Annotated in this window: 30 protein-coding genes and 1 other RNA gene; 12 read left to right on the top strand and 19 right to left on the bottom strand. The window is 73.3% G+C overall.

Annotated features, from left to right (window positions below; genetic code table 11):
* Positions 1–72: 72 nt before the first annotated feature.
* The 8 genes from H7344_RS09475 to ftsE form a co-directional block, all read right to left on the bottom strand.
* The gene (locus H7344_RS09475) at positions 73–642 is read right to left on the bottom strand and encodes a hypothetical protein (RefSeq protein ID WP_186345760.1); all 570 of its coding nucleotides are present in this window, start codon (positions 640–642) and stop codon (positions 73–75) included.
* A gap of 211 nt (positions 643–853) precedes the next feature.
* Positions 854–1,224, bottom strand: a transfer-messenger RNA (tmRNA) gene (gene ssrA, locus H7344_RS09470).
* 63 nt (positions 1,225–1,287) lie between these two features.
* A complete protein-coding gene (locus H7344_RS09465) occupies positions 1,288–1,788 on the bottom strand; it encodes a hypothetical protein (protein WP_186345759.1) in 501 nt (166 codons plus the stop codon).
* Between the two features lie 2 nt (positions 1,789–1,790).
* The gene (locus H7344_RS09460; protein WP_186345758.1) at positions 1,791–2,705 is read right to left on the bottom strand and encodes an amidohydrolase family protein; all 915 of its coding nucleotides are present in this window, start codon (positions 2,703–2,705) and stop codon (positions 1,791–1,793) included.
* Positions 2,698–3,177: an SsrA-binding protein SmpB gene (gene smpB, locus H7344_RS09455; RefSeq protein ID WP_186345757.1), complete on the bottom strand. Its 480-nt coding sequence runs from the start codon at positions 3,175–3,177 to the stop codon at positions 2,698–2,700. Before smpB ends, H7344_RS09460 begins: the two co-directional genes overlap by 8 nt.
* A gap of 59 nt (positions 3,178–3,236) precedes the next feature.
* Positions 3,237–4,499, bottom strand: coding sequence for a peptidoglycan DD-metalloendopeptidase family protein (locus H7344_RS21160; RefSeq protein WP_186345756.1), 1,263 nt, complete (start codon positions 4,497–4,499; stop codon positions 3,237–3,239).
* Between the two features lie 101 nt (positions 4,500–4,600).
* Positions 4,601–5,512 (bottom strand): permease-like cell division protein FtsX, encoded by a 912-nt coding sequence (ftsX, locus tag H7344_RS09445; RefSeq protein ID WP_166193430.1) that lies wholly within the window; start codon positions 5,510–5,512, stop codon positions 4,601–4,603.
* A 75-nt stretch (positions 5,513–5,587) separates the two neighbouring features.
* Positions 5,588–6,277: a cell division ATP-binding protein FtsE gene (ftsE, locus tag H7344_RS09440; protein ID WP_166193433.1), complete on the bottom strand. Its 690-nt coding sequence runs from the start codon at positions 6,275–6,277 to the stop codon at positions 5,588–5,590.
* A gap of 71 nt (positions 6,278–6,348) precedes the next feature.
* On the opposite strand from ftsE, the gene H7344_RS09435 reads away from it, so the two are divergent.
* Together H7344_RS09435 and H7344_RS09430 are read left to right on the top strand one after the other, a co-directional pair.
* A complete protein-coding gene (locus tag H7344_RS09435) occupies positions 6,349–7,026 on the top strand; it encodes a hypothetical protein (protein WP_186345755.1) in 678 nt (225 codons plus the stop codon).
* 93 nt (positions 7,027–7,119) lie between these two features.
* Positions 7,120–8,730 (top strand): hypothetical protein, encoded by a 1,611-nt coding sequence (locus H7344_RS09430; RefSeq protein ID WP_186345754.1) that lies wholly within the window; start codon positions 7,120–7,122, stop codon positions 8,728–8,730.
* 42 nt (positions 8,731–8,772) lie between these two features.
* On the opposite strand, the gene prfB is transcribed toward H7344_RS09430, so the two are convergent.
* From prfB to H7344_RS09410, 4 genes are all read right to left on the bottom strand, one after another.
* Positions 8,773–9,891 carry a peptide chain release factor 2 gene (gene prfB / locus H7344_RS09425; RefSeq protein ID WP_166196859.1) on the bottom strand — a complete coding sequence of 373 codons (1,119 nt, stop codon included), beginning with the start codon at positions 9,889–9,891 and terminating at the stop codon, positions 8,773–8,775.
* A gap of 58 nt (positions 9,892–9,949) precedes the next feature.
* Positions 9,950–10,414: a CAP domain-containing protein gene (locus H7344_RS09420; RefSeq protein WP_186345753.1), complete on the bottom strand. Its 465-nt coding sequence runs from the start codon at positions 10,412–10,414 to the stop codon at positions 9,950–9,952.
* Positions 10,415–10,497: 83 nt separating this feature from the next.
* Entirely contained in the window at positions 10,498–11,148 is a 651-nt protein-coding gene (locus H7344_RS09415; protein WP_229706892.1) for a class F sortase, read from the bottom strand.
* Entirely contained in the window at positions 11,141–12,229 is a 1,089-nt protein-coding gene (locus tag H7344_RS09410) for a hypothetical protein (protein WP_186345752.1), read from the bottom strand. The genes H7344_RS09415 and H7344_RS09410 overlap by 8 nt, the downstream gene beginning before the upstream one ends.
* 393 nt (positions 12,230–12,622) lie before the next feature.
* Here H7344_RS09410 and H7344_RS09405 point away from each other — a divergent pair, with 393 nt between their 5' ends.
* Genes H7344_RS09405 through H7344_RS09375 form a run of 7 tightly spaced genes read left to right on the top strand, consistent with a single transcriptional unit; the run spans position 12,623 to position 17,246 of the window.
* Positions 12,623–13,906, top strand: coding sequence for a CpaF family protein (locus H7344_RS09405; RefSeq protein ID WP_186345751.1), 1,284 nt, complete (start codon positions 12,623–12,625; stop codon positions 13,904–13,906).
* 1 nt (position 13,907) lies between these two features.
* The gene (locus H7344_RS09400; protein WP_186345750.1) at positions 13,908–14,762 is read left to right on the top strand and encodes a type II secretion system F family protein; all 855 of its coding nucleotides are present in this window, start codon (positions 13,908–13,910) and stop codon (positions 14,760–14,762) included.
* On the top strand, positions 14,759–15,694 hold the full coding sequence (locus tag H7344_RS09395; protein WP_186345749.1) for a type II secretion system F family protein: 936 nt from the start codon (positions 14,759–14,761) through the stop codon (positions 15,692–15,694). Before H7344_RS09400 ends, H7344_RS09395 begins: the two co-directional genes overlap by 4 nt.
* 41 nt (positions 15,695–15,735) lie before the next feature.
* Positions 15,736–15,939: a hypothetical protein gene (locus H7344_RS09390; protein ID WP_186345748.1), complete on the top strand. Its 204-nt coding sequence runs from the start codon at positions 15,736–15,738 to the stop codon at positions 15,937–15,939.
* Positions 15,939–16,340 (top strand): TadE/TadG family type IV pilus assembly protein, encoded by a 402-nt coding sequence (locus H7344_RS09385; protein ID WP_186345747.1) that lies wholly within the window; start codon positions 15,939–15,941, stop codon positions 16,338–16,340. Before H7344_RS09390 ends, H7344_RS09385 begins: the two co-directional genes overlap by 1 nt.
* Positions 16,337–16,798, top strand: coding sequence for a hypothetical protein (locus tag H7344_RS09380; protein WP_186345746.1), 462 nt, complete (start codon positions 16,337–16,339; stop codon positions 16,796–16,798). The genes H7344_RS09385 and H7344_RS09380 overlap by 4 nt, the downstream gene beginning before the upstream one ends.
* Positions 16,782–17,246, top strand: a complete 465-nt coding sequence (locus H7344_RS09375; RefSeq protein WP_229706894.1) for a pilus assembly protein TadG-related protein — start codon at positions 16,782–16,784, stop codon at positions 17,244–17,246. Before H7344_RS09380 ends, H7344_RS09375 begins: the two co-directional genes overlap by 17 nt.
* Before the next feature lie 75 nt (positions 17,247–17,321).
* Here the strand turns inward: H7344_RS09375 and H7344_RS09370 are convergent, their stop codons facing one another.
* From H7344_RS09370 to H7344_RS09360, 3 genes are all read right to left on the bottom strand, one after another.
* A complete protein-coding gene (locus H7344_RS09370) occupies positions 17,322–17,510 on the bottom strand; it encodes a hypothetical protein (protein ID WP_186345745.1) in 189 nt (62 codons plus the stop codon).
* Positions 17,511–17,629: 119 nt separating this feature from the next.
* Positions 17,630–18,460, bottom strand: coding sequence for an ABC transporter permease (locus H7344_RS09365; RefSeq protein ID WP_229706895.1), 831 nt, complete (start codon positions 18,458–18,460; stop codon positions 17,630–17,632).
* A complete protein-coding gene (locus H7344_RS09360; protein ID WP_186345744.1) occupies positions 18,457–19,362 on the bottom strand; it encodes an ABC transporter ATP-binding protein in 906 nt (301 codons plus the stop codon). The genes H7344_RS09365 and H7344_RS09360 overlap by 4 nt, the downstream gene beginning before the upstream one ends.
* 97 nt (positions 19,363–19,459) lie before the next feature.
* On the opposite strand from H7344_RS09360, the gene H7344_RS09355 reads away from it, so the two are divergent.
* Positions 19,460–20,308 carry an alpha/beta fold hydrolase gene (locus H7344_RS09355; RefSeq protein WP_222130441.1) on the top strand — a complete coding sequence of 283 codons (849 nt, stop codon included), beginning with the start codon at positions 19,460–19,462 and terminating at the stop codon, positions 20,306–20,308.
* Between the two features lie 3 nt (positions 20,309–20,311).
* Here the strand turns inward: H7344_RS09355 and H7344_RS09350 are convergent, their stop codons facing one another.
* The 4 genes from H7344_RS09350 to ligD (H7344_RS09335) all read right to left on the bottom strand — a co-directional run bounded on the left by H7344_RS09350 (position 20,312) and on the right by ligD (H7344_RS09335) (position 23,573).
* The gene (locus H7344_RS09350) at positions 20,312–21,001 is read right to left on the bottom strand and encodes a response regulator transcription factor (protein WP_186345742.1); all 690 of its coding nucleotides are present in this window, start codon (positions 20,999–21,001) and stop codon (positions 20,312–20,314) included.
* An 89-nt stretch (positions 21,002–21,090) separates the two neighbouring features.
* On the bottom strand, positions 21,091–21,648 hold the full coding sequence (locus tag H7344_RS09345) for a hypothetical protein (protein ID WP_186345741.1): 558 nt from the start codon (positions 21,646–21,648) through the stop codon (positions 21,091–21,093).
* A gap of 78 nt (positions 21,649–21,726) precedes the next feature.
* Positions 21,727–22,632: a non-homologous end-joining DNA ligase gene (gene ligD, locus H7344_RS09340; RefSeq protein WP_186345740.1), complete on the bottom strand. Its 906-nt coding sequence runs from the start codon at positions 22,630–22,632 to the stop codon at positions 21,727–21,729.
* The gene (gene ligD / locus H7344_RS09335) at positions 22,629–23,573 is read right to left on the bottom strand and encodes a non-homologous end-joining DNA ligase (RefSeq protein ID WP_186345739.1); all 945 of its coding nucleotides are present in this window, start codon (positions 23,571–23,573) and stop codon (positions 22,629–22,631) included. Before ligD (H7344_RS09335) ends, ligD (H7344_RS09340) begins: the two co-directional genes overlap by 4 nt.
* A gap of 17 nt (positions 23,574–23,590) precedes the next feature.
* Here ligD (H7344_RS09335) and ku point away from each other — a divergent pair, with 17 nt between their 5' ends.
* Positions 23,591–24,634 (top strand): non-homologous end joining protein Ku, encoded by a 1,044-nt coding sequence (ku, locus tag H7344_RS09330; protein ID WP_186345738.1) that lies wholly within the window; start codon positions 23,591–23,593, stop codon positions 24,632–24,634.
* A 108-nt stretch (positions 24,635–24,742) separates the two neighbouring features.
* Positions 24,743–25,414, top strand: coding sequence for a hypothetical protein (locus H7344_RS09325; protein WP_186345737.1), 672 nt, complete (start codon positions 24,743–24,745; stop codon positions 25,412–25,414).
* Positions 25,415–25,472 lie beyond the last annotated feature (58 nt).

Raw genomic sequence — 25,472 nt, 5'->3', positions numbered from 1 at the left:
CGGCCGCGACGCGGTGGGACCGCGTGGCGCTGCCCAGCGGTCAGGGGGCGTCCGTGCGGGTCACCGGGCTCGTCAGCACCGGTGGGTCCGCACCACGTCGACCGACCGTGGTCCGGTCCGCGCGCGGACCAGCGTGCCGGTCCCGGCGAGGAGCCGGCGGTGGTGCGCGGCGAAGATCTGGCCGACCGCCCGACCGCTGGTGACGAGTCGGGGCTCGATCGCCACGTAGGTGTCCGGCTCGGGCGAGAGCAGCGTCAGCGTCAGCGCGGCGTCGCCGAACGGGGGCAGCCCGACCGCCCACGCCGAGCGGACGCCGAGCTGGGCCGCCACCCGGCTCCACGCCCGGTGGTGCTGGTCGAGCCGGGTGTCCGGCACGACCGTGCTGACCCCGTCCGCGAGCGGGTCGCGGGCGAAGCCGCTGCCGTGCCGGTGGGTGACCTCGTCCAGGAGCAGGAGCTCCCTGCTCGACGCGGCCAGGCGTCGCGGGGCGGATCGCCGGGGGTGCCACGCGAGACCGACGTGGGCGGCGTCCAGCTGGCCGACGACGAAGTCGACGGCGATGGCGGCGGCCTCGCGGAGCCCGGCTGCCGCTGCCACGTCGTCGGCGAACCGGACGAGGTCCTTGTTGCGGACGGTCACCATCTCGGCCCTCCCAGGAGCAGCGGTGCCGGGTCGAGCACCGCCCGACCGACCGTGGCACAGCCGCGCGGAGGACGAGCCGCCGGCGGCGTGGCTTTACCCAGGTTTCGGCAAGGATCCTCGAACCGGCCGGCCGGGAACGACGAGAGCCGCCCCGACAGATGTCGGAGCGGCTCGCGGTCAAGAGGGCTGCCACCGGATGGTGGTGTGGTGTGTGTGGAGCTGGCGGGAATCGAACCCGCGTCCTCGAGCGTCGAACCAGGTCTTCTCCGGGTGCAGTCCGTGATGTCGCTTTTCTCGGCCCCGGGGCTCGCACGGACACGTCCCCGACAGGCTCAGTCACGGAATAGTCCCGCTCACCCTCCGTGACCCGGAGTGAGCAGCAAGTCTCCTAGATGACGTCAGGGTCCGGGACGGAGACGGATGCCCGGTCTGACGCTTCGATCACCGCTCAGGCGGCGAGAGCGAAGGAACTGCGCTTAGCGTTGGCAGTTATTGGTTTCCAGCGATCGTTTACGAGATGACGCTGGCTCCTCGACCCGCTTCCCCTGGGACTAACGTCCCAAGTCGAAACCGATCAGCCCCTCTTGAGTTGTCCTGCACGAGGCAGTCTACGGGGTCCAACCAGCCCGCCGCACCGCGTATTCCTCAGCCCACCCGGACGCCGTGGGCCCGGGCGGCCGCGACGAACTGCGCGGCGTACCCCGCCTCGCGGAAGTCCTTCATGGAGTTCCGCGTGTAGCGGTTGATGTGCTCGCGGCTGACGTTGCAGGCCACCTCGCCCATCGGTCCGTGCAGGCGCAGCGCCGCGACCGCGAACGGACCGACCCCCTGGCGCCGCACCCAGACCTCGGCACAGGCCACGTCCCACCCCGGCACGGCCGCGCCGTCGGGGGTGAAGGCCAGGCGCCCGTCGGCGAGGGTGAGGGTGCCGAACGTCGACCCGAGCGTGCCGCCCATCCGGCCGAACATGCTGGCGTCGAGCACCTGCACGTTCCAGGTGCTCGGGAGCGCCACCCACCCGTCCGGTCCCTGCGCGACCACCGGCGCGGCCCGCCGGGACCGGCTGAGGACGACGGCGGTCACGACGACGATGCCCACCACGAGGACCATCGGGAGCGCGAGGAGCAGCAGGAGGACGAGGGTCATGGTCACTCCGCGCCGAAGAGCCGGACGCCGTTGTGCCAGCAGACGTCGCGCAGCCAGTCGTCGCCCAGGTCGAGGTCGGCGAGACCGTCGAGCTGGTGGCGGTAGGGGTACGGGATGGTCGGGAAGTCGCTGCCGAGCAGCACCTTCGGCTGCAGGTCGCGCAGGCGCGGGACGAGGTCGCCCGGGTACGTCGCCGGGAAGAAGTCGGTGAAGACCATCGTCGTGTCGAGGCACACCCGCTCGTGGGTCTCGGCCAGCTCGAGGAAGTCGCCGAACTCCGGCGCCCCCATGTGGGCGACCACCAGGGCCAGCCGCGGGTGCCGGGCGAGCACGCGCCCGGTCGACTCGGGGCCGGTGTACTCGTTCGGGACCGGTCCGGACCCCGCGTGCACCACCACCGGCGTGCCCGCGTCCTCGAGCACGCCCCAGACCTGTGCCAGCAGCGGGTCGTCGAGGTGGAACTCCCCCACCTGCAGGTGCAGCTTGAAGACCTCGGTGCCCGCCTCGATCGCACCCGCGACGTACGTCGCCGCCCCCTCCTCGGGGTAGAACGTCGCCGACCGCAGGCTCTCCGGCACCCGGTCGGCGAACCCCGCGGCCCAGTCGTTGAGGTAGGTCGCCACGCCGGGCTTGTGGGCGTACGGCAGCGCCGAGAAGCGGCGTACGCCCATCGCGCGCAGCAGGGCGACCCGGTCCTCGACGGCGGTGCGGTAGCGGATCGGCCACTCGCGGCCGAGCTTCGGGCCGGCACTGTCGAAGACCGCCCACACCGCGCGCTGGATCGGCGGCGGCAGGAAGTGCACGTGCACGTCGAAGAGCCCGGGCAGGCCGAGCTGCTCCCAGAACGCCACCACGTCTGGTGCGTCACTGCTGCGGTCGAGCGGCTGCTCCGCCCCGAGCTCGGCGGGCTCAGTCACGCATGCCCTTCAGGTACCGGCCGACGGCCTGCTCCTTCTCCCGGTTGGCGGTGCGCTCGGCGATGGAGTTCCGCTTGTCCCAGGTCTTCTTGCCCTTGGCCAGGCCGATCTCGATCTTCGCGCGGCCGTCCTTGAAGTAGAGGGCCAGCGGCACGACCGTGAGGCCCTTCTCGTTGACGCGGCGCTCGATCTTGTCGATCTCCATGCGGTGCAGCAGCAGCTTGCGCTTGCGGCGGGCGGAGTGGTTGGTCCAGGTGCCCTGGGAGTACTCCGGGATGTGCACGCCGTGCAGCCACGCCTCGCCGCGGTCGATGTCCACGAACCCGTCGACGAGCGACGCGCGCCCCTGCCGCAGCGACTTCACCTCGGTGCCCTGCAGCACCAGCCCCGCCTCGAAGGTGTCCTCGATGGCGTAGTCGTGTCGCGCCTTCTTGTTCTGCGCGATCATCTTCTGGCCCTGCTCCTTCGGCATTCCGCCATTGTCCCAGAGGCCCGCAACGGGGTTCGCCGGGCCGGTGTCGAGAGGGAGCGTCAGAAGAACTGCATCGGGTTGGTCGAGGACCCGTTGGCGAGGATCGTGAAGTGCAGGTGGCAGCCGGTGGACCAGCCGGTGGAACCGACGTAGCCGACGACCTGCCCGCGCTCGACGCGGTCGCCGGGCCCGACGACGTAGCGAGTGGCGTGGTTGTAGACCGCGGTGACGAGGCGGCCGTTGACCTGGCCGACGTTGAGGTAGAGCCGGTGGCCGTAGACCGAGGAGTAGTAGCGGGTCATCACGGTGCCGGAGGAGACGGCGTACATCGGGGTGCCGCAGGCGGCGCCGAAGTCGGTGCCGTCGTGCAGGCCCCAGTAGTGGTAGATCGGGTGCTCGCGGTAGCCGTAGGGCGAGGTCACGACGCCGTCGGTCGGGCGCATGAGCAGGCCGTCGGTGGTGCCGCGGTAGCCGCGGTGCTTCATCCGCGCGCGGCGGGCCTGCTCGAGGATGCGCTGCTTGATCCGGCGCTCCTTGGCCTTGAGCCGGTCGAGCACCGCTTGGTCCTGGGCGCGGGCACGGGTGGCGGCCAGCTGGGCGGTACGCCGGTCGGCGACGAGGGCGCGCACCTTGCCGGCCGCGGCGCGGGTCTCGGCGTGGAGCACCTGCATCGTCTCGAGGTGCTCGGCGGCCTCGGCGCGCTGGCCGGCGACCTCGTTGGTGGCGTCCTCGACGTTGTTCTCGCGAACGCCGAGCAGGACCTCGGCGGCGTGGAGGTCGTCGTAGGCCCGGGTCTCGCGGCCGACCATGACGTCCTGCGCGGCCATCCGCCGGGTGAGGTCCTCGGGGGTCTGCGCGTCGAGGATCGAGGCGAACGCGAGCAGCTCGGGGTCGCCCTGCTCGTAGATCGAGGTGATGGTGTCCGTGACCCGGCCGCGCTGGACCTCGAGGGCCTCCTGGCCGTCGGCGAGGGCGGCGCGGGCCTTCTCCAGCCGCTCCTCGGCGGCGTCGAGCTTGTGCTGCATCCGCTCGTCGAGCCTGCGCGCGGCGCCGAGGCGGGTGCGCGCGTCGGCCAGCTCCGCCTTGGCCTCGGCCAGCTTCTCCTGCGCGGCCGCCAGGCGGCCGGTCGCCTTGCGGAGCCGGGCGCTGGAGTGCTGCAGGTCGTGCTCGGCGTGCTCGAGGTGCTTCTGGACCTTCTTCTGCTGGTCCTTCAGGTCGTCCTCGGCACCGGCGAGGGGGACGGCGAGCGCGCCGACGGCGACGGTGCAGGCGAGGGTCGCTGCGGCCAGTCGGCGGCGGGCGGCACGGGGGAAGAGGCGCACCGGGTCTGCCTTCGTCTTCGGCGGTTCAGGGCATGGTCGGTCGGGACAGGTGTGACGGGTGGTGCCGCTGTGACACCAGGGACGACCGTATGCGCCGTGGGTCAGACTTTGAGGTATTTGCGGGTCAGCAGGAGTGTCGGCAGCAGCGTCAGCACCGGGCCGAGCACGCCGATCGCGAGCACGGTGGTGGTGTACTCCGGCAGGCCGATCCACGGCATGAACGTCAGGCCGGTCGCGGCCCGCTCGTGGATGCCGAACCACATGAACGCCCCCAGCGCGCCAGCCGCGAGCGCGACGCCGACGACCGCGGTGACGATCGCCTCGAGGAGGAACGGCAGCGCGATGTAGAGCGTCGAGGCGCCGACCAGCCGCATGATGCCGATCTCCCGGCGGCGTGCCAGGGCCGCGAGGCGGATGGTGTTGGCGACGAGCATCAGCGCCGCGAGCACGAGGAACGCCGCCGTGCCCCACGCGCCGTACTTCAGCGCGGTGATCGAGCCGTAGATCGGCTGCAGCACCTCGCGCGCGTCCCGGATCGACGACACCCCGGGCAGCCCCTGCACGGCGCTGGTGATCCCCTCGAACTCGTTGGGGTCCTCCAGCGTGATCCACACCGACTGCGGCATGTCGTCGACGGTGGCGGCGGGGTTGGGGCCCTCGAACCGCTCGGGACCGAGGAGCTCCTTGATCTTCTCGAAGGCCTCCTCCTTGGTCTCGAAGTAGTGGCTCGCCGCCTCGGGGTTCTCCTCGACCGCCGCGGCGATGGCCTCCTTCTGCGGCTCGGTGACCTCGCTGGTGCAGCGCGGGTTGTCGTCGTCGTCCTTGCACAGCCAGACGGTGATCTGCAGCTGCGAGCCCCACTGGTCGGCGGCCTTGTCGGCCTGCTGGTTCAGCAGCAGCCCAAGGCCGACGAGGGTGAGCGAGACGAACAGGGTCAGGACGACCGCGATGTGCATCGACACGTTGCGGCGCAGGCCCTGGCCGAGCTCGGTGAAGACGTAGCGAAGCTGCATGAGGAGGGAGCGCTCTCTGGGTGTGGGTACGACGGGTGGCCGGCGTCGCCGGGCGGGTGCCGGCGGGCGGGTCGGCTAGTGCTGGAAGCCGTAGGCCCCGCGGGCCTGGTCGCGGACGACCCGGCCGTCCTCGAGCTCGATGACGCGCTTGCGCATCTGGTCGACGATGCCGTGGTCGTGGGTGGCCATGACCACGGTCGTGCCGGTGCGGTTGATCCGGTCCAGCAGCTTCATGATCCCGACCGAGGTGGCCGGGTCGAGGTTGCCGGTCGGCTCGTCGGCGATGAGGATCATCGGCCGGTTGACGAACGCCCGGGCGATCGCGACCCGCTGCTGCTCACCGCCGGAGAGCTCGTCGGGCATCCGGTCGGCCTTGCCCTCCAGGCCCACCAGCTCCAGCGTCTCCGGCACGAGCGAGCGGATCTCGCTGCGCGAGCGGCCGATGACCTGCAACGCGAAGGCGACGTTCTCCCCCACCGACTTGTTCGGCAGCAGGCGGAAGTCCTGGAAGACGGTGCCGATCTGGCGGCGCAGCCGCGGCACCTTCCACCCGGCCAGCCGGTTGATCTCCTTGCCCGCGACGTAGACCCGCCCCGAGGTCGGTCGCGCCTCGCGCAGCACCAGCCGCAGCGCGGTGGACTTGCCCGAGCCGGACTGGCCGACGAGGAAGACGAACTCGCCCTTCTCGACGTCCACCGACACCTGGTCCAGGGCCGGGCTGCCCGAGCCGGGGTAGGTCTTGGTGACCTTCTCGAAGCGAATCACCCGGGAGACGGTACGCGAATGACCCCACCGCCCTCCGGACCGCCGACGCGCGCCTCACTACGGTGTGGGCCATGCCATCGGGGTCGCGCGTGCTGCTCGCCAGCGCCGCCGCCACGGCCGTCGCGGTCGCCGTCGGGATCGGCGTCACCGGCTCCGGCGAGGACCCGGCACCGGCGCCCGACCGTGGGCCGGTGGCCGTCGCCGAGCCGCCGGCGAGCCTGGCGGAGATGGAGACCCGCGGGCTCGCCGCGCTCCGGGCGCCGTTCTGCGCCGGGATCGGGCGGGCGTCGGTCGAGGACGCGCTCGGCGCCGAGGCCACGCGCGCGGAGGCCTACGAGAACGGTGAGACCGCCGCGCTGACCCCGCAGGTCACCGACGTCGCCCACGAGCACGGCTGCCTCTGGTCCGACGGCCGTACGACGGCGCGCGGGTGGGTCTTCGCGCCGCCGGTGACCCCCGGGCGGGCCCGAGGGCTGGCCGACTCCGCGGCGGCCGGCCGTGGCTGCTCGCGCGTGCCGCACGCGCCGGCCCTCGGCGAGCCCGGCGTGGCCCTCGTCTGCGCGCGCGGAGGCGTCCGCGAGGCGTCGTACCGCGGGCTGCTCGGCGACGCCTGGCTGGTGTGCTCGACCACCGCCCCGCGCGCGCTCGAGCCCGCCGAGCACCTCGACCGCACCAGCCGCTGGTGCGCGGCCGTCGTCACCGCCGCGACCGGAGCCACCGGCACGACCGGCACGACCGGCACCGGCTGACCCGGCCCGGACAAGCCATCTCCCCCGCCGGTCGGACCGGCCCTCGCCGTTCGGCCCCGCGTGCCCGACCGCGCGCACTACCGTCGACCCGTCATGCGCACCGCCTCCTCCCTCCTCGTCCTCGCCCTCGGCGCCGGCCTCGCGCCGGCCCTCGCCGGCGCACCCGCCTCCGCCACCGCGACCGCCACCTCGACCGACGGCAGCAGCCTGGCAGCGACCACCGACGGTCCGGTCGTGGTCGTCGACCCGCTGCCCGAGGAGCTGCCGCGGTCCGCCCGCCGGTTCGCGCCCCGGGCGCCGCACCCGCTGGCGGAGACGTTCGCGCTGCACAGCAACCCCGGCGCGAGCCGGGTCATCCACCTCGACTTCGACGGCGCGACGGTGACCGGCAGCGAGTGGAACGTCATCGATGACCCCTTCCCCGCCGGCGAGCACGGCCCTTGGGACACCGACGGCTCCCCCGCGTCGTTCTCGGCCGCCGAGCGGACCGCGATCCAGGAGGTCTGGGCGCGCGTCACGGAGGACTACGCGCCCTTCGACGTCGACGTCACCACCGAGGACCCCGGCCCCGCCGCGCTGCGGCGCAGCAGCCCCGCCGACACTACGTACGGGATGACCGCGCTCGTCACCGACAGCCCCTCGGCCTGGGACTGGTGCGACCGGGACTGCGCCGGAGTCGCGTTCCTCGACGTCTTCGACGAGGTCGACCCGGACGGTCGGCTGCGACCGGCGTGGATCTTCGCCGGTGGCGTGCAGGACCACCCCGCGGGCATCGCCGACGCGGTCAGCCACGAGGTCGGCCACACGCTCGGCCTCGAGCACGACGGTCGCGGCCGCGACGACTACTACGAGGGGCACGACTCCTGGGGCCCGATCATGGGGGCGCCGTACACGCGGCGGGTCACCCAGTGGAGCAACGGGTCCTACCCCGGCGCCACCGAGCACCAGGACGACGTCGCCGTGATCGCCACCTCCGGGCTGCCGCTGCGCCCCGACGAGGGCAGCGCGCTGCCCACCGGCACGGCCTACATCACCAGCCGCACCGACACCGACGCCTACGACCTCGGCGCCTGCACCGGCGACGTCACCGCCACCGTGCGGCCGGCCGCGATCGGCGCCGACCTCGACCCGCGCATCGCGCTGGTCGACCCCAGCGGCGCCGAGGTCGCCTCGGCCGACCCGCTCGGTCCGGTCGCCGCGACCGTCACCCGCGCCGTCAGCGGCGCCGGCTGGCGCGTCGTCGTCGACGGGGTCGGCGCGCCGTCACTGGGCTACGACGACTACGGCAGCCTCGGCGCCTACACGCTCGCGGTCACCGGCTGCCCCGGCGGCCCGACCGGCCCGGCGGATCCCACCGGTCCCACCCCGGACCAGCCCGAGGAGCCCGAGCCGGTCGTCGAGCGTCCGGGCGCCGTGGGTCGGCCGACGGCCAAGCCCGGGGCCAGGGGCGGGCCGGCCACCGCCGCGGTGCGCTGGTCCGCGCCGACCGTCGACGGCGGCGCACCCGTCGCGGCGTACCAGGTCCTCGCCCACCGGATGCAGGGCTCGAAGGTCCGCTCGACGCTCCGCTCGGAGGTGCTGGCCGGCCGGGCGGTCACGTTCCGGGCCGCGCGCGGCACCCGCTGGACCTTCGCCGTGCGCGCGCGCAACAGCGAGGGCTGGGGACCGGTCGGTCCCCGCTCGCGCGCCGTCAAGGTGCGCTGAGGCTGTCCCGAACCGGGCAAGCCCGGCGGACGGGTCAGCGGGTCAGTTCTCGGCGGCCTTGTCGGCGCCGCGGCGCCAGCGGATGCCGGCCTCGAGGAAGCCGTCGAGGTCTCCGTCGAAGACCGCCGAGGGGTTGCCCGACTCGTAGCCGGTACGCAGGTCCTTGACGATCTGGTACGGGTTCAGCACGTAGTTGCGCATCTGGTCGCCCCACGAGGCCTGCACGTCGCCGCGCATCTCGTCGAGCTGGGCCTTCTCCTCGGCCTTCTTCAGCGCGAGCAGCTTGGCCTTGAGCACGACCATGGCGCTCGCCTTGTTCTGCAGCTGGCTCTTCTCGTTCTGGCAGCTGACGACCGTGCCGGTCGGCAGGTGCGTGAGGCGCACCGCGGAGTCGGTGGTGTTGACCGACTGGCCACCGGGACCGCCGGAACGGTAGACGTCGACCCGGATCTCCTCCTCGGGGATCTCGATCTCGTCGGTCTGCTCGAGCACCGGCACGACCTCGACCGCGGCGAAGCTGGTCTGGCGGCGGCCCTGGTTGTCGAAGGGGCTGATCCGCACCAGGCGGTGGGTGCCGGCCTCGACCGAGAGGGTGCCGTAGGCGTAGGGCGCGTGGATCGCGAAGGTGGCCGACTTCAGGCCCGCCTCCTCCGCGTAGGAGGTCTCGAAGACCTCGACGGGGTACTTGTGCTGCTCGGCCCAGCGCGTGTACATCCGCATCAGCGACTCGGCGAAGTCCGCGGCGTCCACGCCGCCAGCGCCCGCACGGATCGAGACGAGCGCCTCGCGGGCGTCGTACTCGCCGTTCAGCAGGGTGCGCACCTCAAGCGCCTCGACCGCCTTGCGTATCTTCGCCAGCTCCGACTCGGCCTCGGCCATCGAGTCGGCGTCGCCCTCCTCCTGGCCGAGCTCGACGAGCACACCGAGGTCCTCGATGCGGTCCGACAGCGCGGTGAACCGCTCGAGCTCGCCCTGCAGCGCGGAGAGCCGGCCGGTGACGCGCTGGGCGTTGGCCTGGTCGTCCCAGAGGTCGGGCGCCGCGACCTGCTCACCGAGGTCGGCGATCTCCCTGCGCATCGCGTCCACGTCGAGCACCTGCTCGATGGTGCGCATGGTCGCCTGGAGCTGCTTGATCGCTACGTCGAAGTCGGGGCCTGCCACGAGGGGCAAGAGTACGCCGCCGGCGAGGGGCGCCGGGCATCGCGGCCTGTGTGGCCGGTCAGGAGGCCGGCTTGCCGAAGACCTGCGCGACGTACCAGACGCCGTCGTCGGACTGCCGCGCAGCGATGCCGACCCGGGTGAAGCGCTTGTCCAGGATGTTGCGGCGGTGGCCCGGGGACTTCATCCAGCCCGTCTTCACGACTTCGGTGCCGGATGCGAAGCCGTAGGCGACGTTCTCGCCGACGACCGTCAGGGCACAGCCGTCGAGCAGCGGCCCGAGCACCTGGTGGAAGATGTTGCTCTTCCCCGCCATCACCTTCGCCTGCCGGACGGCCGCCTTGCGCAGGCACCTGTCGACGCGGAGCGTCGCCCGGTCGCGGTTCGCGCGGACCTTGTTGGTCGCCTTCACCGCGGCGCGCGCGTAGTCCTGGGCAGGGGTCGCCGCCTGCGCGGGCGCGGGCACGACGAGCAGGGCCGCGGCGAGAGCCAGGCCGATGACTACGGTTCCGAGACGAGCAGGCACAGCGGCACGCTAGGGGCCGGCGGGGCACCGCGGGAAGGCCTTCCGGCACGAACCACCCAGGTGGGCCAGGACGAATGACCCGATCAGGCAGGAACTGCGGTGACCACCACGTTGCTGAGGTAGCGGCTGCCGTCCCAGTCCTCGCAGGTGATGACCACCAGCCGGCCGGGCACGTCCTGGCTGAACAGCCGCTCCGCGTGCCTCGCGAGCCGGCCTTTGGTGTAGATGCGCACGCGCTCCACGGCGTACCGGAGCACGCCATGGTCGGTGCGGACGACCATCCGGGAGCCCTCCTCCAGGTCCTCGAGGTCGTCGAGCGCGCCGCCACCCGTGTGCACCGTGTGGCCCGCGACCAGCGCGCTCCCCTCCAGGTCACCCGGCCGCGCGCCGTCGGCCCACCAACCCAGCCGCTGCGGGTCCGACGGCGGGACGAGCGTGCGGCCCGGCGCCTTGACCGGCTGGACCGGGGCGTCGACGCCGAGGTCGGGGATGCGGAGGCGGACGGGTGCTCCCGGGCGGCGCGGCGCCGGCACCGCCTCGGCCGTGGTGCCGACCGACGGGCTCGGGCCGGGGGTCGGGGTGGCCGACGGCTGCTCCTCGACCACCCGCGGCTCACCGGTGTCCCGCGCCAGCCACACCACGCCGACCACGACGAGCGCCGCGGCCACGACCAGGGCCAGCCACTGGCCGGCCCGGCCGCGACCGCGGCTCGTCGTGCTGGTGAGCTCAGGCACCCTGGCGGCGCCGCACCATGACGACCGCAGCGGTGCCGAGGCCGAGCCCGATCACGATCCAGGGCAGGGGGGAGGACACCATGTCGAGGACCGGGTTGCCGTCCTCACCCGCGTCGACGGCGGTCGGGACCGCGGCACCCCCCTCGTCGCCGTCGTCGCTCGAGGCGGTCGTGCCGAGCACGCCCTGACCGGAGTCCTCCGAGCTCGCCGCGCCGTCCTCTCCATCCTCGTCCGCACTGGCGGTGACGCCGAGCACGCCCTGGTCGGTGCCGTCGGTGCCGTCGGTGCCGTCGGTGCCGTCCGTCCCCGGGGTCCCGTCGGTGCCGTCGGTGCCGTCGGTGCCGTCGGTGCCGTCGGTGCCGTCGGTGCCGTCGGTGCCGTCGGTGCCGTCGGTGCCGTCGGTGCCGTCGGTGCCGTCGGTGCCCGGGGTCCCGTCCGCGCCGTCCGTGCCCGGGGTCCCGTCCGTGCCATCAGTTCCGGGCTGTCCCGGGTTTGCGGGGCCGTTGCCGCCGCCGTTGTTCCCGTTGCCGCCCTTGTCCTTGCAGTGGCCGGGCACGCCCTTGCCGTTGTTGTCATCCTCGCAGTCGGCGTCATTGCCCGAGCCGTTGTTGCCGTCTTGCTGGCCGGGCGTTCCGCCCGTGCCGCCCGGCTTGTCCTTACCGCCGTTCTCCATGCCGTCCGGATCGCTCGGCGAGTTACCGCCGCCCTTGTTACCGCCGCCGTTGTTGCCGTTGCCGCCCTTGTCCTTGCAGTGGCCGGGCACGCCCTTGCCGTTGTTGTCATCCTCGCAGTCGGCGTCATTGCCCGAGCCGTTGTTGCCGTCTTGCTGGCCGGGCGTTCCGCCCGTGCCGCCCGGCTTGTCCTTACCGCCGTTCTCCATGCCGTCCGGATCGCTCGGCGAGTTACCGCCGCCGTTGCCCTTGCCCTGCTGGCCGGGCGCCTCCTGGCTGGAACCGGCGCCGCTGCCGCCGCCGTTCCCGTTGCCCGGGTCCGCGGCCACCGGGGCTGCGCCAGCCCACCCGGTGACAGCCACCGCAGCGGCGATGGCGAGGTACTTCTTCGCAGGCGTGATAGATCGCATGTGTGTCTCCGTGTCCGGCCGGGGCTTTCCCCGGTGCATGAATGAATGAGCGGTGCATCGGGTCCCATCGACGCAGCCGCGTGGGGACACGAGTTGCCATCTCGAGCGATCCTCAAACGGCGTCAGGCCCGTCTGGACCAGTTCCAGTTAGGCCTGCAGCCGGAGCGGCCCCACGCTCGTGCAACGGAGAGCTCTGCTCTGTCGGCACATTGCCGCGTGCCGACGAAGCGGACGAGCACCGTCACACCTCCCCGGGAAGCACCTCGAAGGCCCGCAGGTCGCCCCGGGCGTCACAGCAGTCCCCTTCTTCCACAGATCGGTGCGCGAGCCTTTACACCGGCCGCTCAGCGGTGATGATGGACCGGTCAGCAGCAACCGTCTCGGGGGACCTGCATGTCACTGACCCAACCGTCCGCGCCTACCCGCGCGGACGTCCACCTCGACCTCGTCGAGCACCTCGACCAGCACGTCCGCGAGCTCGTGCGCCGCGAAGGCGTCGACCCGCAGCGCGACGCCGCCGTCGTACGCCGCCTCGCCGAGTCCGTCGTCCGGGACCACGACCAGCGCAGCCTCACCGGCCAGGTCGCCGCCGTCCACGACCCCAGCGCGGTCGTCGGCGAGCTGGTCGCCCGCGTCGCCGGCTTCGGCCCGCTCCAACCGTTCCTCGACGACCCCACCGTCGAGGAGATCTGGATCAACGACCCCACCCGTGTCTTCATCGCCCGCAACGGACGGCACGAGCTGACCAACCTCATGCTCACCAGCGCCCAGGTCGACGAGCTCGTCGAACGCATGCTCAAGTCCAGCGGCCGACGCATCGACCTGAGCAGCCCCTTCGTCGACGCGATGCTGCCCGAGGGCCACCGCCTGCACGTCGTCCTTCGCGGCATCAGCAGGGGCTTCTCCGCGGTCAACATCCGCAAGTTCGTCCTGAAGGCCACCCGCCTGTCCGACCTCGTCGAGCTCGGCTCGCTCAGCCCCCGCGCCGCGACGTTCCTCGACGCCTCCATCCGCGCCGGGCTGAACGTCATCGTCGCCGGCGGCACGCAAGCGGGAAAGACGACGATGCTGAACTGCCTCGCCGGCGCGATCCCGGGCGGCGAACGCGTGATCTCCGCCGAGGAGGTCTTCGAGCTGCGCTTTCACCACCCGGACTGGGTGCCGCTCCAGACCCGCCAAGCCGGACTCGAGGGCACCGGCGAGGTGCGGCTGCGCGAGCTGGTCAAGGAGAGTCTGCGGATGCGGCCCTCGCGCCTCGTCGTGGGCGAGGTCCGCGCCGAGGAGTGCCTCGACCTGCTGCTGGCGCTCAACGCCGGCTTGCCGGGCATGTGCACCATCCACGCGAACTCCGCGCGGGAGGCGCTCGTCAAGATGTGCACCCTGCCGCTCCTCGCCGGCGAGAACATCTCGGCCCGGTTCGTCGTCCCGACCGTGGCCTCGTCGGTCGACCTGGTGGTCCACCTCGGCGTCGACGAGCACGGCGTACGCCGAGTGAACGAGGTCGTGGGCGTGCCCGGCCGCGTGGAGAACGACATCATCGAGACCGAGCCGATCTTCCGCCGCACCGGTGGCGAGCTGCGCCGCGTGGGCGGGATGCCGCCACGGCTGGACCTCTTCGAGCGCGCCGGCATCGATCCGCACGCGCTGCTCGGCGGCGCCGTGGCCGAGGGCCGCTGACGTGGGCGCGCTGGTCGGGCTGGGCGTCGGCGTCGGGCTGCTCCTGGTGTGGTCGGCCTTCGCGCTGCCGCGCACCCCGCGCACGAGCGCCCGCGCCGACGGACCCGCGCGCCGCCTGCTCGACCGGGCCGGCATGCGCTCGGTCTCGCCGGCGTCGTTCACCGCGCTGAGCCTGGTCTCGGGACTGCTCGTCGCCGTCGTCGTGCAGGCCGTCTCCGCGACAGCACCGGTGGCGGTGGCCTTCGGCGTGATGGGCGCCTACCTGCCGGTCGCCGTCATCTCGGGGCGGGCCAGGCGGCGGCAGCGCGAGCTGGCCGAAGTGTGGCCCGAGGCCGTCGACCACCTCACCAGCGCCGTCCGGGCCGGGATGTCGCTGCCGGACGCGCTGGCCGCGCTGGGGACGCGCGGGCCGGAGCCGCTGCAGCCGGGGTTCTCGGCGTTCGCTCTCGACTACCAGGTCACCGGACGGTTCGGCGAGTGCCTCGACCGGCTCAAGGACCGCCTGGCCGACCCGGTCGGCGACCGCGTCGTCGAGGGGCTGCGCGTGGCGCGCGAGGTCGGCGGCGGCGAGCTCGGCCGCCTGCTGCGCAACCTGTCGGGCTACCTGCGCGACGACCTCCGCACGCGCTCGGAGCTGGAGGCCCGCCAAGCGTGGACCGTGAACGGCGCCCGGCTCGCGGTCGCGGCGCCGTGGCTGGTGCTGCTGTTCATGTCGTTCCAGTCCGAAGTGATCCGCCGGTACGCCTCGCCCGGTGGCGTCCTGGTGCTCGTCGTCGGCGCCGCGACCTGCGTGGTCGCCTACCGGCTGATGATGCGCATCGGCCGGCTGCCCACCGAGCGACGGATCCTCTCGTGACGCCGCCGGTCTGGGGCGGCCTGCTCGGCGCGACGACGGCGGTCGGGCTGCTGCTCGTCCTCGCCCGGGTCGCCGCTGCACGTCGGCCCCAGCTCGCCGCCCGCGTGCTGCCCTACCTGCGCGACCTGCCCCGCTCCGGACCCGGCCCCGTGGCGGCCGCTCCCCCTCCGCGGTCGGTGGTCGCGGCCGTCTACGGTCCGCTGCTGCGCTCGGCCGCCGAGACCGTCGAGCGCGTCCTCGGCGGTGCGTCCTCGGTGCGCCGCCGGCTCGAGCGGGCGGGCTCGGACGCCACGGTCCACGACTTCCGGGTCGAGCAGGTGCTGTGGGGACTGGTCGCCTTCGCGGTCGCCGCGGCGTACGGCGTCCTCGACGCGCTCCGCGACCCCGGCGGCGTCCTGGCCTCGGCCGTCCTCTGCGTGATCGCCTTCGTCGTCGGCGTGCTCGCCCGCGACCACCACCTCACCGGCCAGGTCCGGTCGCGCGAGCGCCGCATCCTCGCGGAGTTCCCGACCGTGGCCGAGCTGCTCGCCCTCTCCGTCGCCGCCGGCGAGAGCCCCGTCTCCGCCCTCGACCGGGTGGTGCAGCGCAGCGGCGGCGAGATGTCCCGCGACCTGGCCCGCGTGCTGGCGGCCGTGCGCACCGGCGAGCCGGTCCCCGTCGCCTTCGACCGGCTGGCCGCGGCCTCCGGGCTGCCGCTGGTCGCCCGGTTCGCGCAGGGCATCGCGGTCGCGGTGGAGCGCGGGACGCCGTTGGCGGACGTGCTGCACGCCCAGGCCGCCGACGTGCGCGAGGCCGGCCGCCGCGAGCTGATCGAGGTCGCCGCCCGCCGCGAGGTGCTGATGATGGTGCCCGTCGTCTTCCTCGTGCTGCCGGTGACCGTGCTCTTCGCGTTCTGGCCCGGCGTCGTCGGGCTCAGCCTGACCACTCCCTAGCGCCGACCGGCGCCCCACCGTTGTCTCGGGAAGGAACCACCATGGAACACCTCGACGCCGCACTCCTGCGGCTCCATGCCGCTCTGCTCGCCATCACCGCACCACGGTCACGCGACGAGCGCGGCGACGTGCCCGGCTGGGTGCTCGTGACCGTCATGACCGCGGGCCTGGTCATGGTCATCTGGCGGGTCGCCGACCAGCAGCTCGCGCAGATGCTCAACAGCGCGCTGAGCAAGGTGCAGTAGTGCGGCGGGCGGCCGGGCGCGAGCGCGGGGCCGCCGTCGTGGACTTCGTGCTGGTGCTGGTCGTGCTGGTGCCGCTCTTCCTCGGCATCCTGCAGGTCTCGCTCGTGCTGCTCGTGCGCAACACCCTGACGGCGGCGGCCTCCGAGGGAGCGCGGTACGCCGCGACGGCCGGCCGCGGTCCGGCCGACGGCGCCGCGCTGACCCGGGACCAGATCACGGGTGCCGTGTCCGGACGGTTCGCTCAGGGCGTCGCCGCCCGCCAGGTGGTGGTCGACGGCCGGCCCGGCATCGAGGTCACGGTCCGGGCTCGGGTGCCCGCGCTCGGGTTGGGTGGTCCCGCGATCGAGCTCGACGTGACCGGGCACGCCGTCGAGGAACGACCGCTGGAAGCCGCGCCGTGACGCGGTTCCACCGACGCTGCGACCGGGGCAGCGCGCTGGTCGAGGTGACCTGGCTCGGCATCCTGCTGCTGGTGCCGATGCTGTGGATCCTGTTGAGCGTCTTCGAGGTCCAGCGCGGCGCGTTCGGCGTCGAGGCGGCAGCCCGCTCGGCTGCCCGCGCCTACGCCCTCGCGGGCAACGACGCCGAGGGCACCCGGCAGGCCGAGCTGGTCGCGCGCCGGGCACTCGCCGACCAAGGGCTCGGGACGGCACCGCTGTCGGTGCGCGTGACCTGCACGCCGTACCCGGCCGACTGCCACAGCGGCACCTCGGTGATCACCGTCCGCGTCAAGTCGCGTGTTGACCTGCCGTTGATGCCGGAGGCGCTGGGCGGGCAGGCGCCGAGCTTCGCGCTGGACGCCACCCACACGGTCCCGATCGGCCAGTACCAGGAGGTGACCGGTGCGGCCGCGGACTGAGCGGAGGACCCGCGACGAGCGGGGCCAGGTGACGGTGCTGATCGTGGGGTTCGCGGTCTTCCTCGCGATGGCGGTCGCCGTGGTGGTCGACGCGACCGCGGCGTACCTCCAACGCTCCGGGCTCAGCACCCTCGCCGACGGCGCCGCGCTGCACGGCGCCGACCTGGGTGCGACCGGCGCAGACGTCTACGAGGGCGGCGTGCCCGAAGGGCGGCTCGAGGTCACGGCCGCCCAGGCGTCCGCGGCGGTCCGGGACTACCTGACCCAGGTCGGCGCCTACCGCCGCTACCCCGGCCTGCGGCACACGATCGCCGTCGACCCCGCCGAGGACAGGGTCACCGTCCGGCTCAGCGCACCGCTCGAGCTGCCGCTGACCTTCCCCGGCTCCCCCGACCGGCCGACGGTCTCGGCCAGCGGCTCAGCCGTCTCCGGCGTGGACGGGCGCTGACGGCCACCGAACTGCTGGTGGAAGTGCCGCAGGCCGAGGGGTGCTGAGCGTGAGGTCGCAGTCGTCGAGGGACTTCTACCAGTACTTCGGCGCGACCCCGTCGGTCAGCGGACGCGGACGGTGATAGTCGTCGCCCTCGGCGAGGTGTCCCGACAACCCCACGTCGATCGGCGCCGCCGGGTCCGGGGTGTCGGCGAGCGCCACCGGCGCCGGCACGAGCACAAGCAGGAGGGCACTGAGCAACAGGAGCAAGTGCCGATTCATGGGCGGAAGCCTCCCACGCCGACGAGGGGTCGTGTGCCCGACGACGCGACTCATCGCGTCCCCAGGCACACGACCCCCGCACGCACGCCGCGCACAGACTCGGAGCCGGACAGCAGCCCCTACTTCACCTCGGTCCGCAGCACGCGCCACACGCCGTACGCGATGGGCAGCGCGAGCCACACGACGCCGGTGACGCCGAGCTGGGTCCACTGCTCGCCGGTCATCGACTCGTCGAAGAGGGCGGTCTGGGCGTAGTTGAAGTCGATCCACGGCTGGAGGTCGGCGAACCAGTCCTGGAAGGCGGCGAGCATCCCGAAGACGGTCGGCAGCAGCGCGGAGTAGACGAAGTAGCCGACGATCGCGGGCGCCGAGGAGCGGATGACGACGCCGAGCATGAAGCCGACGAGTAGGCCGAGGACGTTGGCCAGGAAGATCTGCGCGAGCGCGGCGGCGGAGACGTCCCACACGGCATCGGTGCCGTTGGCCGCCGAGCCGAGCAGGTTGCCCAGCGCACCGATCGAGGCGGCGAGCGCCATCGAGACGACGGCGACGCCGACCGAGACGAGCGCCTTGGCCCAGATGACCCGGCCCCGGCTCGGCACGAGCGTGAACGTCGTCAGGCCGTTGCGCTGGCTCCACTCGCCGGTGACGGAGAGGATCGCGATGATCGGCAGGATCACGGCCATCGGGAAGCCGATGGCCGAGGCGAACGACTCGTAGGTGATCGCCGAGTCCGGGGCGAAGACGACGGTCGCGGCGGTGGCCAGCACCGCGAGGATCGCGATGCTCGCCATCAGCCAGAAGCCCGAGCGGGTGTCGAACATCTTGCGCAGCTCGACCTTGGCCAGCCGCGCCATCGGGATCGACGCGGGCGCGGGCCGGGCGGAGCGGACGTCGGCCGAGCCGACGGAGCTGGGAGGGGTGGCGGGCGAGGTGGTCAGGACGGTCATGCTGCTGCTCCTTCTCGGGCGGTCTCGGCGGTGAGCTCGAGGAACATCTCCTCCAGGCCGGCGCCGTCGGCGGGCCGCAGCTCGACGAGCGGTACGCCGGCGGCGGCGGCGGCGTCGCCGACGTGGGCGCTCTCCGCGTCGACGCGCAGGGTGCCCGCGCCGGCGGGGGTGCTGGTCAGGCCGGCGGCCGTGAGCGCGCGGCCCAGGTCGTCGACGAGGTGGGCGCGCGTCCGGACGAGGGTGCCGGTGGAGGCGAGCAGCGCCGCCTTCGTCCCGGAGGCGACGATGCGGCCGTGGCCGATGAGGACCAGGTCGTCGGCGACGACCTCGATCTCGTGCAGCAGGTGGCTGGAGAGCAGCACGGTGCCGCCGCGGTCGGCGTACCCGCGCAGCAGGTCGCGCATCCAGCGGATGCCGGCCGGGTCGAGCCCGTTGGCGGGCTCGTCGAGGATGAGCACCTGCGGGTCGCCGATGAGCGCGGTGGCGATGCCGAGCCGCTGGCGCATGCCGAGCGAGTAGTCCTTGACCCGGCGCTTGGACTCGCCCGGGGTGAGGCTGACCAGCTCGAGCATCTCGTCGACGCGCCGGCGCGGCAGGCCCATCGTCTCCTGGGCGAGGGTGAGGACCTCCCGGCCGGTGCGGCCGGCGTGCTGCGCGGAGGCGTCGAGCAGCACCCCGACCTCGAGCCCGGGGTTGGGCAGGTCGGCGAAGCGGCGGCCGCCGATGGTGACGGTGCCGGTGGTCGGCGGGGTCAGCCCGACCATGACGCGCATGGTGGTGGACTTCCCGGCGCCGTTGGGGCCGAGGAAGCCGGTGACCCGGCCCGCCTCGGCGGTGAAGGTGACGTCGTCGACGGCTCGGAAGCCGCCGTAGACCTTGGTGAGCGACTGGACTTCGATCATGGCTCCGAGCCTGGTGCCGCAGCCGGCCAGGCACATCGGGGAGCGGCTCGGACGCGACCCTGGCCGCACCCCTGAGCCGCCCCCTACCCTGGCGGGCGTGACCCCCGAGAGCCTCGAGGTCCCCCTGCCCGCCGTCACGCTCTCCTGCCTCGCCTGGGGACCCGAGGACGGGCCGCTGGCGGTGCTGCTGCACGGCTTCCCGGACACCGCGTGGACCTGGCGGCACCTCGGCCCGCTGCTCGCCGAGCACGGCTGGCGCGTGGTCGCTCCGCACACCCGCGGCTACGCCCCCTCAGGCCTCCCGCGCGACGGCGACTTCCACGTCGCGGCACTGATGAGCGATGCCGTCGGCGTGCACGACGTGCTCGGCGGCGACGAGCGGGCGGTGCTGGTCGGTCACGACTGGGGCGCGATCACCGCCAATGCGCTCGGCGCGCACCCGGCGTCGCCGTACTCCCGCGTGGTCACGATGGCCGTCCCGCCGCTGCGGGCGATGAGCGGCCACGGCCCGCTGGTGCTGGCCCGGCAGGCGCGGATGAGCTGGTACACGCTGTTCAACCAGCTCCCGGCCCTGCCCGAGCGCACCTTCGAGCGGCTGGTGCGTCACCTGTGGGCCGCCTGGTCACCCGGGTACGACGCCGGGCAGGACCTCGAGCACGTGCTGGCCGCGCTGCGCGAACCCGCCCACCGGTCCGCGGCGCTCGGCTACTACCGCGCCGCCGCCCGCCCGTGGCAGGTCGAGTCGGCGTACCGCGACTGGCACCGCACCTGGACCGGCACGCCGACCGTCCCGTCCCTCGCGCTCCACGGCGCGCAGGACGGCTGCCTCCACCCGCGGATCGCGGAGCGCGCCGGCGCGGTGCTGGTCGAGGGCGCCGGCCACTTCCTCCAGCTCGAGCGGCCCGACGAGGTCGGCCGGCTGGTCACCGACTTCCTCGGGACCTGACGCTCAGGACTCGGGCGAGGCGCCCTCGAGCCGGAAGCCGACACCCCGGACGGCGACGACCCGGTCGGAGACGCCTTGGCTCTCCAGCTTCTGGCGCAGGCGGCCGATGGTGACGTCGAGGGTCTTGGTCGAGCCGTACCAGTTCTCGTCCCACACGTCGGCCATCAGCCGGCCGCGGGAGACGACCTTGTCGCGGTTGGCGGCGAGGATCGACAGGACGTCGAACTCCTTGCCCGTCAGCGGCACCTCGTCCTCACCGGAGTAGACCCGGCGGGCGGCCACGTCGATGCGCAGCACCCCGTCGACCGGCGCGGGCTCCCGGGCACCGGCGGTGCGGCGCAGCAGCGCGCGGACGCGGGCCTGCAGCTCGGCGAGGCCGAACGGCTTGGAGAGGTAGTCGTCGGCGCCGTAGTCGAGCCCGACCACCCGGTCCAGCTCACCGGCGCGGGCGGTGACGATCATGATCGCGCCGTCGAAGCCGGCCTCGCGCGCGCGGCGGCACACCTCGAGCCCGTCGACGTCGGGCAGCCCGAGGTCGAGGATCACGACGTCGGCGGGGCGGCCCTCCAGCTCGGCGAGCGCCTTCTGGCCGGTGTCGACCCAGCCCACCTCGTAGCCCTCGCGCTCCAGCGTCCGGACGAGGGGGAAGGCGATGTCCTCCTCGTCCTCGACGACCAGAACCCGGTGACCCATGGCAAAGAGCATAGAGCCAGGGACCCCCGGCGTCCGGGGAAGCGGCCCAACCTCCGTCGAGCCCCGTCAGGGCGGCGTCAGGGGCAGCGTCAGTCGCTGGTCACCCAGGAGTACGACGCAGTGGCCGGCGTGCTCCCGCCCGGCACCACGGGCGCGTCGTGCGGCAACGAGACGACGAACGTGTACGTCGCCGACGCACCGGCCTCCAGCCAGCCCATGTCGAGCGGGTAGTCGCCGAGGCCGCCGAACGTGCCGTCGTACACCTCGCGTCCCTCGGCGGAGACGCTCAGCTCCAGCCGGCCACCGGCGTACGCCGCCGGGTCGCCGGTCTCGGTGAAGGTCAGCCGGACCGGCTCGGAGGCGTCGTTGGCGATCGTGACGGTGCGGGTGGCGCTGTCGCCGGGAGCGAGGTCGGTGACCGTGAGCGTGGCGGTGCGACCGTCCTCGGCGACCAGGCCGATCCCAGCGCCGGTGTCGCCCGACCCGCTCAACGGCAGCCCGGAGAGCAGTCCCACGCCCGCGACGGCCGCGACCGCGACGGCGGGCAGCACCAGGCGGCGCGGGCGGACGGTGGACGTCGGCGAGATCGTCAGGCTGGTCATGTCGGTGTCGCGGTCCTTCCAGGACGCCGGCCCCCCGACCGGCATGCTCCCCACGCTAGGGAGGGGGGAGCCACGACCCGGTCACGCCGACCCCTCCTCGGCGGAACAGCTGGGTAACAGCGCTCAGGCGAAGAGGTCGCCGTGCTCGGCGACGCGGTCCAGCACCTCGTCGTACCGGAACTGCCGCAGCCCCTCCTCGTCCTCCGCGCCCTCCTCTACCTCGGCCCAGGTGACGGGCGTGGCGACGGTGGGGCGCTCGCGGCCGCGCAGGGAGTAGGGCGAGACGGTGGTCTTGGAGCCGGCGTTCTGGGACCAGTCGAGGAAGACCTTGCCGGAGCGGCGGGCCTTGGTCATCGTGGCGGTGACGAGCTTCGGGTGCTGCTTCTGGAGGGTCTCGGCGACCTCCTTGGCCAGCGCCGTCGAGTCGTCGGACGGCATCCGGCGCGGCAGCTCGGCGTACAGGTGGAGGCCCTTGCTGCCGCTGGTGACCGGCCGGCAGTCCAGGTCGCGCTCGACGAGCGCGTCGCGCACCATCAGCGCCACCTGGCAGCACTCGTGCAGGCCGGCCGGCTCGCCCGGGTCGAGGTCGATGACCAGCCGGTCGGCGTTGCGTGGGCGGCCGTTGCGGCCGACGGTCCACTGGTGGACGTGCAGCTCGAGCGCGGCGAGGTTGACCAGCCACGTCAGCGTCGCGAGGTCGTCGACGACCGGGAAGACGAGCTTGTCGCCGTTGCGGGAGCTGCCGCGGCTGCCGGTGGTCGGGACGGTCGCGGTGCGCACCCACGACGGCGCGCCGGCGGGCACGTTCTTCTCGTAGAAGCTGCCCTCCTGCACCCCGTGCGGCCACCGGATCCGGGTCACCGCCCGGTCGGCGAGGTGCGGCAGCATGACCGGCGCGACCTGGGCGTAGTAGTGCAGCACCTCGCCCTTGGTGGTCCCCGTCGCCGGGTAGAGCACCTTGTCCAGGCTGCTGATCCTCAGCCGTCGTCCGTCGACCTCGACGACGACCTCCTGCTTCTCCGGGCTCAATGTCCCTCCCCCTGCGGGTCGGCGAGGAGGTCCTCGGGCGAGAGGTCGGCGCGGACGCCCTGGTAGGACGGCTGGCGCAGCCGCTGGGCCCGCGAGGTGTGGTGGGTGTCGACGTCGACGACGAGCACCGGCTCGACCCAGTGCGTCCCCTTCGCGTCGACGCGCGGCACCTCGTCGGCGAACGGGCTCGACGTGCTCGCGTAGGGCGCCAGCGCCTCGGTCAGCGCGGCGCTCGCTCGGCCGCCGATGCCGCTGCCGACCCGCCCGCGGTACATCAGCCCGTCCGCGGTCGGCTCCCCCACCAGCAGCGCCCCCAGCCGGCTCGTGCCCTCGGTCGGCCGCCACCCGCCGACGACGTACGACAGCCGGTGGCGGTGGGCGAACTTCAACCAGTGCGGCGTCCGCACGTCGAAGGTGTAGCGGCTCGACAGCCGCTTGCTGACGATCCCCTCGAGCCCCTGCTGGCGGGTGGCGTCGAGCAGCATCGCGCCGTCGTCGTACGACGCCGGCACCTGCCACCCGGTCAGGCCGAGGTCCGCGAGGCGGGCGCGCCGCTCGTGCAGCGGGAGGCCGGTGAGGTCCTCACCGTCGAGGCGGAGCAGGTCGAAGACCATGAACGTCGCCGGCACGAGGTCCGCGAGCCGCGCCGCGGTCGTCGCCTTGCGCACGTGCATCCGGTCCTGGAGCACGCGGAAGTCCGGCAGCCCCTGCTCGTTGAGCGCGATGACCTCGCCGTCGACCAGGAGGTCGCGAGCGCCCAGCGGCGGCTCGGCGAGGTCGGGCCAGGCGAGCGTCACGTCGTTGTCGTTGCGGCTCGTGAACCGCGTGCGCCCCTCGCGGGAGGTGTCGGCGAGGACGCGGACGCCGTCCCACTTCACCTCGTGCGCCCACTCCGCACCGGCCGGCACCGAGGTGCCCTTGGTGGCGAGCATGGGGCGCATGGGGCCATGCTTACCGCATGCGAGCGATCTGGAAGGGTGCGGTGTCCTTCGGCCTGGTCAGCGTGCCGGTCAAGCTGTACGCCGCCACCGAGTCGCACGACGTGTCCTTCCGGCAGGTGCACGCCAAGGACGGCGGGCGGATCAAGTACCAACGGGTCTGCTCGGTCGACGGCGAGGAGGTGCCGTACTCCGAGATCGCCAAGGGCTACGAGACCGAGGACGGCGAGATGGTCGTCCTCGACGAGGACGACCTGTCCGAGCTGCCCTCGACCTCGTCGCGGGAGATCGCGGTCGAGAAGTTCGTGCCCTCGGACCAGATCGACCCGATGCTGTTCGAGAAGAGCTACTACCTCGAGCCCGAGAAGTCCGGCGCCAAGCCCTACGCCCTGCTCCGCCAGGCGCTGCTCGAGGCCGACCGGATGGCCGTCGTCACCGTCGCCCTGCGCCAGCGCACCACCGTCGCGGTGCTGCGGGTGCGCGACGACGTGATCGTGCTCCAGACGATGATGTGGCCCGACGAGGTCCGCACCCCCGACTTCAACGTCGAGACCGGCGAGGTCAAGGACGCCGAGGTGAAGATGGCGCGGATGCTCGTCGAGACCCTCGCCGGCGACTTCGACCCTTCCGAGTTCGAGGACGACTACGCCGAGGCCGTCGAGGCGATGGTCAAGGCCAAGATCGAGGGCGGCGAGGTCAAGCGCACGCCCACCTCCACCAAGTCCTCCGGCGAGGTCGTCGACCTCCTCGCCGCCCTCCAGCGCTCCGTCGACGCCGCGAAGACCGCGCGCGGCGAGGCGCCCCGCGCATCGGACCTCGACGACTCCGAGGGCGAGTCGGACGCCGGCTCCGATGGTGGGAGCGACGGTGACGACGAGGCCGAGGAGAAGCCGGCCAAGAAGTCGTCCGCCGCCAAGAAGTCGACCTCGGCGAGGAAGTCGACCGCCAAGAAGGCCCCCGCGAGGAAGACCGCCGCCAAGAAGACCGCCGCGAAGTCGACCGCCGCGAAGTCGACTGCGAAGAAGGGCACCACCAAGAAGGCCGCAGCGAAGAAGGCCAGCTGACCCCGGGACCCTCCTGTGACGTAGATCATGTGGGTCCGGCTCAGCCCGCGGGCCGCCGGGCCGATGTCCGGTCGTCCCCATTCCCCACCCCCAGGAAGCGGCCCGCACATGGAGGTCCCCCCGCCTCACCCCGCTCAGCCGAGCCTGCTCGCGACCTGGACGACCGTCCAGCAGGCCGTCCGGATGGCCTCGACCGGCCGGCTGACCGAGGCGCGGGCGCTGCTGCAGCGAGCCGCGGCCGACCTGCGCCCCGGGGCGGTGACCCACGCGGACGGCCGCGACGACCTCGGGCACGTCGACCCGGCGTCCGCCGCGTTGCTCGTCCACCTCGACCAGCTCCTCGCGACGCTCGCGGACACCCGGCACACCACCCAGCGACCGGCCGACGCCGGCTCGGACCTGGAGCACTGCGCCCGGCCGGTCCGCCGCGGCGACGTGCTGTGCCTCCTGCGGGTGCGCGGGGGCGGGCCCACGGCGTACGACGACCTGCTGGCCCGCGCAGGCGCCGCGCTCCGGGCCGACGACCAGCTCGTCACCGTCGCCGACGACCACGTGCTCGTCGTGCTCGCCGGGATCTCGCGCTCGATCGCCTGGCGGCGGATGAGCGGGCTGGTCGGCGGGTGCGTGTCGGCCGACGGCGGACGCACCGCCGTGGTGCACGCCGGTCTCGCCGTCGTCTCCGACGCCGGCCCCGCAGCCGCGCTCGAGGCCGCTCGCGGGGCACTCCTCCGAGCAGCCGCCGAGGCCGCCGGCCGGATCGCGCTCGCCCAGGTCGCCTGAGGCCGGCCACCTCCGCACGCGGGTCGACCACCCCGGGGGCGTCGCTGCGTCAACCCCT

The sequence above is a fragment of the Nocardioides deserti genome (assembly GCF_014266025.1).
Lineage (GTDB): Bacteria > Actinomycetota > Actinomycetes > Propionibacteriales > Nocardioidaceae > Nocardioides > Nocardioides deserti.
The sequence above is the reverse complement of the archived record's forward strand: the minus strand, read 5'-3'. Positions and strand labels throughout refer to the sequence as shown.

Bases quoted from the DNA above. Each gene is read 5' to 3' on its own strand.
- H7344_RS09475 (WP_186345760.1), bottom strand. From the start codon at position 642: ATGGTGACCGTCCGCAACAAGGACCTCGTCCGGTTCGCCGACGACGTG.
- H7344_RS09465 (WP_186345759.1), bottom strand. From the start codon at position 1,788: ATGACCCTCGTCCTCCTGCTGCTCCTCGCGCTCCCGATGGTCCTCGTG.
- smpB (WP_186345757.1), bottom strand. From the start codon at position 3,177: ATGCCGAAGGAGCAGGGCCAGAAGATGATCGCGCAGAACAAGAAGGCG.
- ftsX (WP_166193430.1), bottom strand. From the start codon at position 5,512: ATGCAGCTTCGCTACGTCTTCACCGAGCTCGGCCAGGGCCTGCGCCGC.
- H7344_RS09435 (WP_186345755.1), top strand. From the start codon at position 6,349: ATGCCATCGGGGTCGCGCGTGCTGCTCGCCAGCGCCGCCGCCACGGCC.
- H7344_RS09430 (WP_186345754.1), top strand. From the start codon at position 7,120: ATGCGCACCGCCTCCTCCCTCCTCGTCCTCGCCCTCGGCGCCGGCCTC.
- H7344_RS09410 (WP_186345752.1), bottom strand. From the start codon at position 12,229: ATGCGATCTATCACGCCTGCGAAGAAGTACCTCGCCATCGCCGCTGCG.
- H7344_RS09405 (WP_186345751.1), top strand. From the start codon at position 12,623: ATGTCACTGACCCAACCGTCCGCGCCTACCCGCGCGGACGTCCACCTC.
- H7344_RS09390 (WP_186345748.1), top strand. From the start codon at position 15,736: ATGGAACACCTCGACGCCGCACTCCTGCGGCTCCATGCCGCTCTGCTC.
- H7344_RS09370 (WP_186345745.1), bottom strand. From the start codon at position 17,510: ATGAATCGGCACTTGCTCCTGTTGCTCAGTGCCCTCCTGCTTGTGCTC.
- H7344_RS09365 (WP_229706895.1), bottom strand. From the start codon at position 18,460: ATGACCGTCCTGACCACCTCGCCCGCCACCCCTCCCAGCTCCGTCGGC.
- H7344_RS09360 (WP_186345744.1), bottom strand. From the start codon at position 19,362: ATGATCGAAGTCCAGTCGCTCACCAAGGTCTACGGCGGCTTCCGAGCC.
- H7344_RS09350 (WP_186345742.1), bottom strand. From the start codon at position 21,001: ATGGGTCACCGGGTTCTGGTCGTCGAGGACGAGGAGGACATCGCCTTC.
- H7344_RS09345 (WP_186345741.1), bottom strand. From the start codon at position 21,648: ATGCCGGTCGGGGGGCCGGCGTCCTGGAAGGACCGCGACACCGACATG.
- ligD (WP_186345739.1), bottom strand. From the start codon at position 23,573: ATGCGCCCCATGCTCGCCACCAAGGGCACCTCGGTGCCGGCCGGTGCG.
- ku (WP_186345738.1), top strand. From the start codon at position 23,591: ATGCGAGCGATCTGGAAGGGTGCGGTGTCCTTCGGCCTGGTCAGCGTG.
- H7344_RS09325 (WP_186345737.1), top strand. From the start codon at position 24,743: ATGGAGGTCCCCCCGCCTCACCCCGCTCAGCCGAGCCTGCTCGCGACC.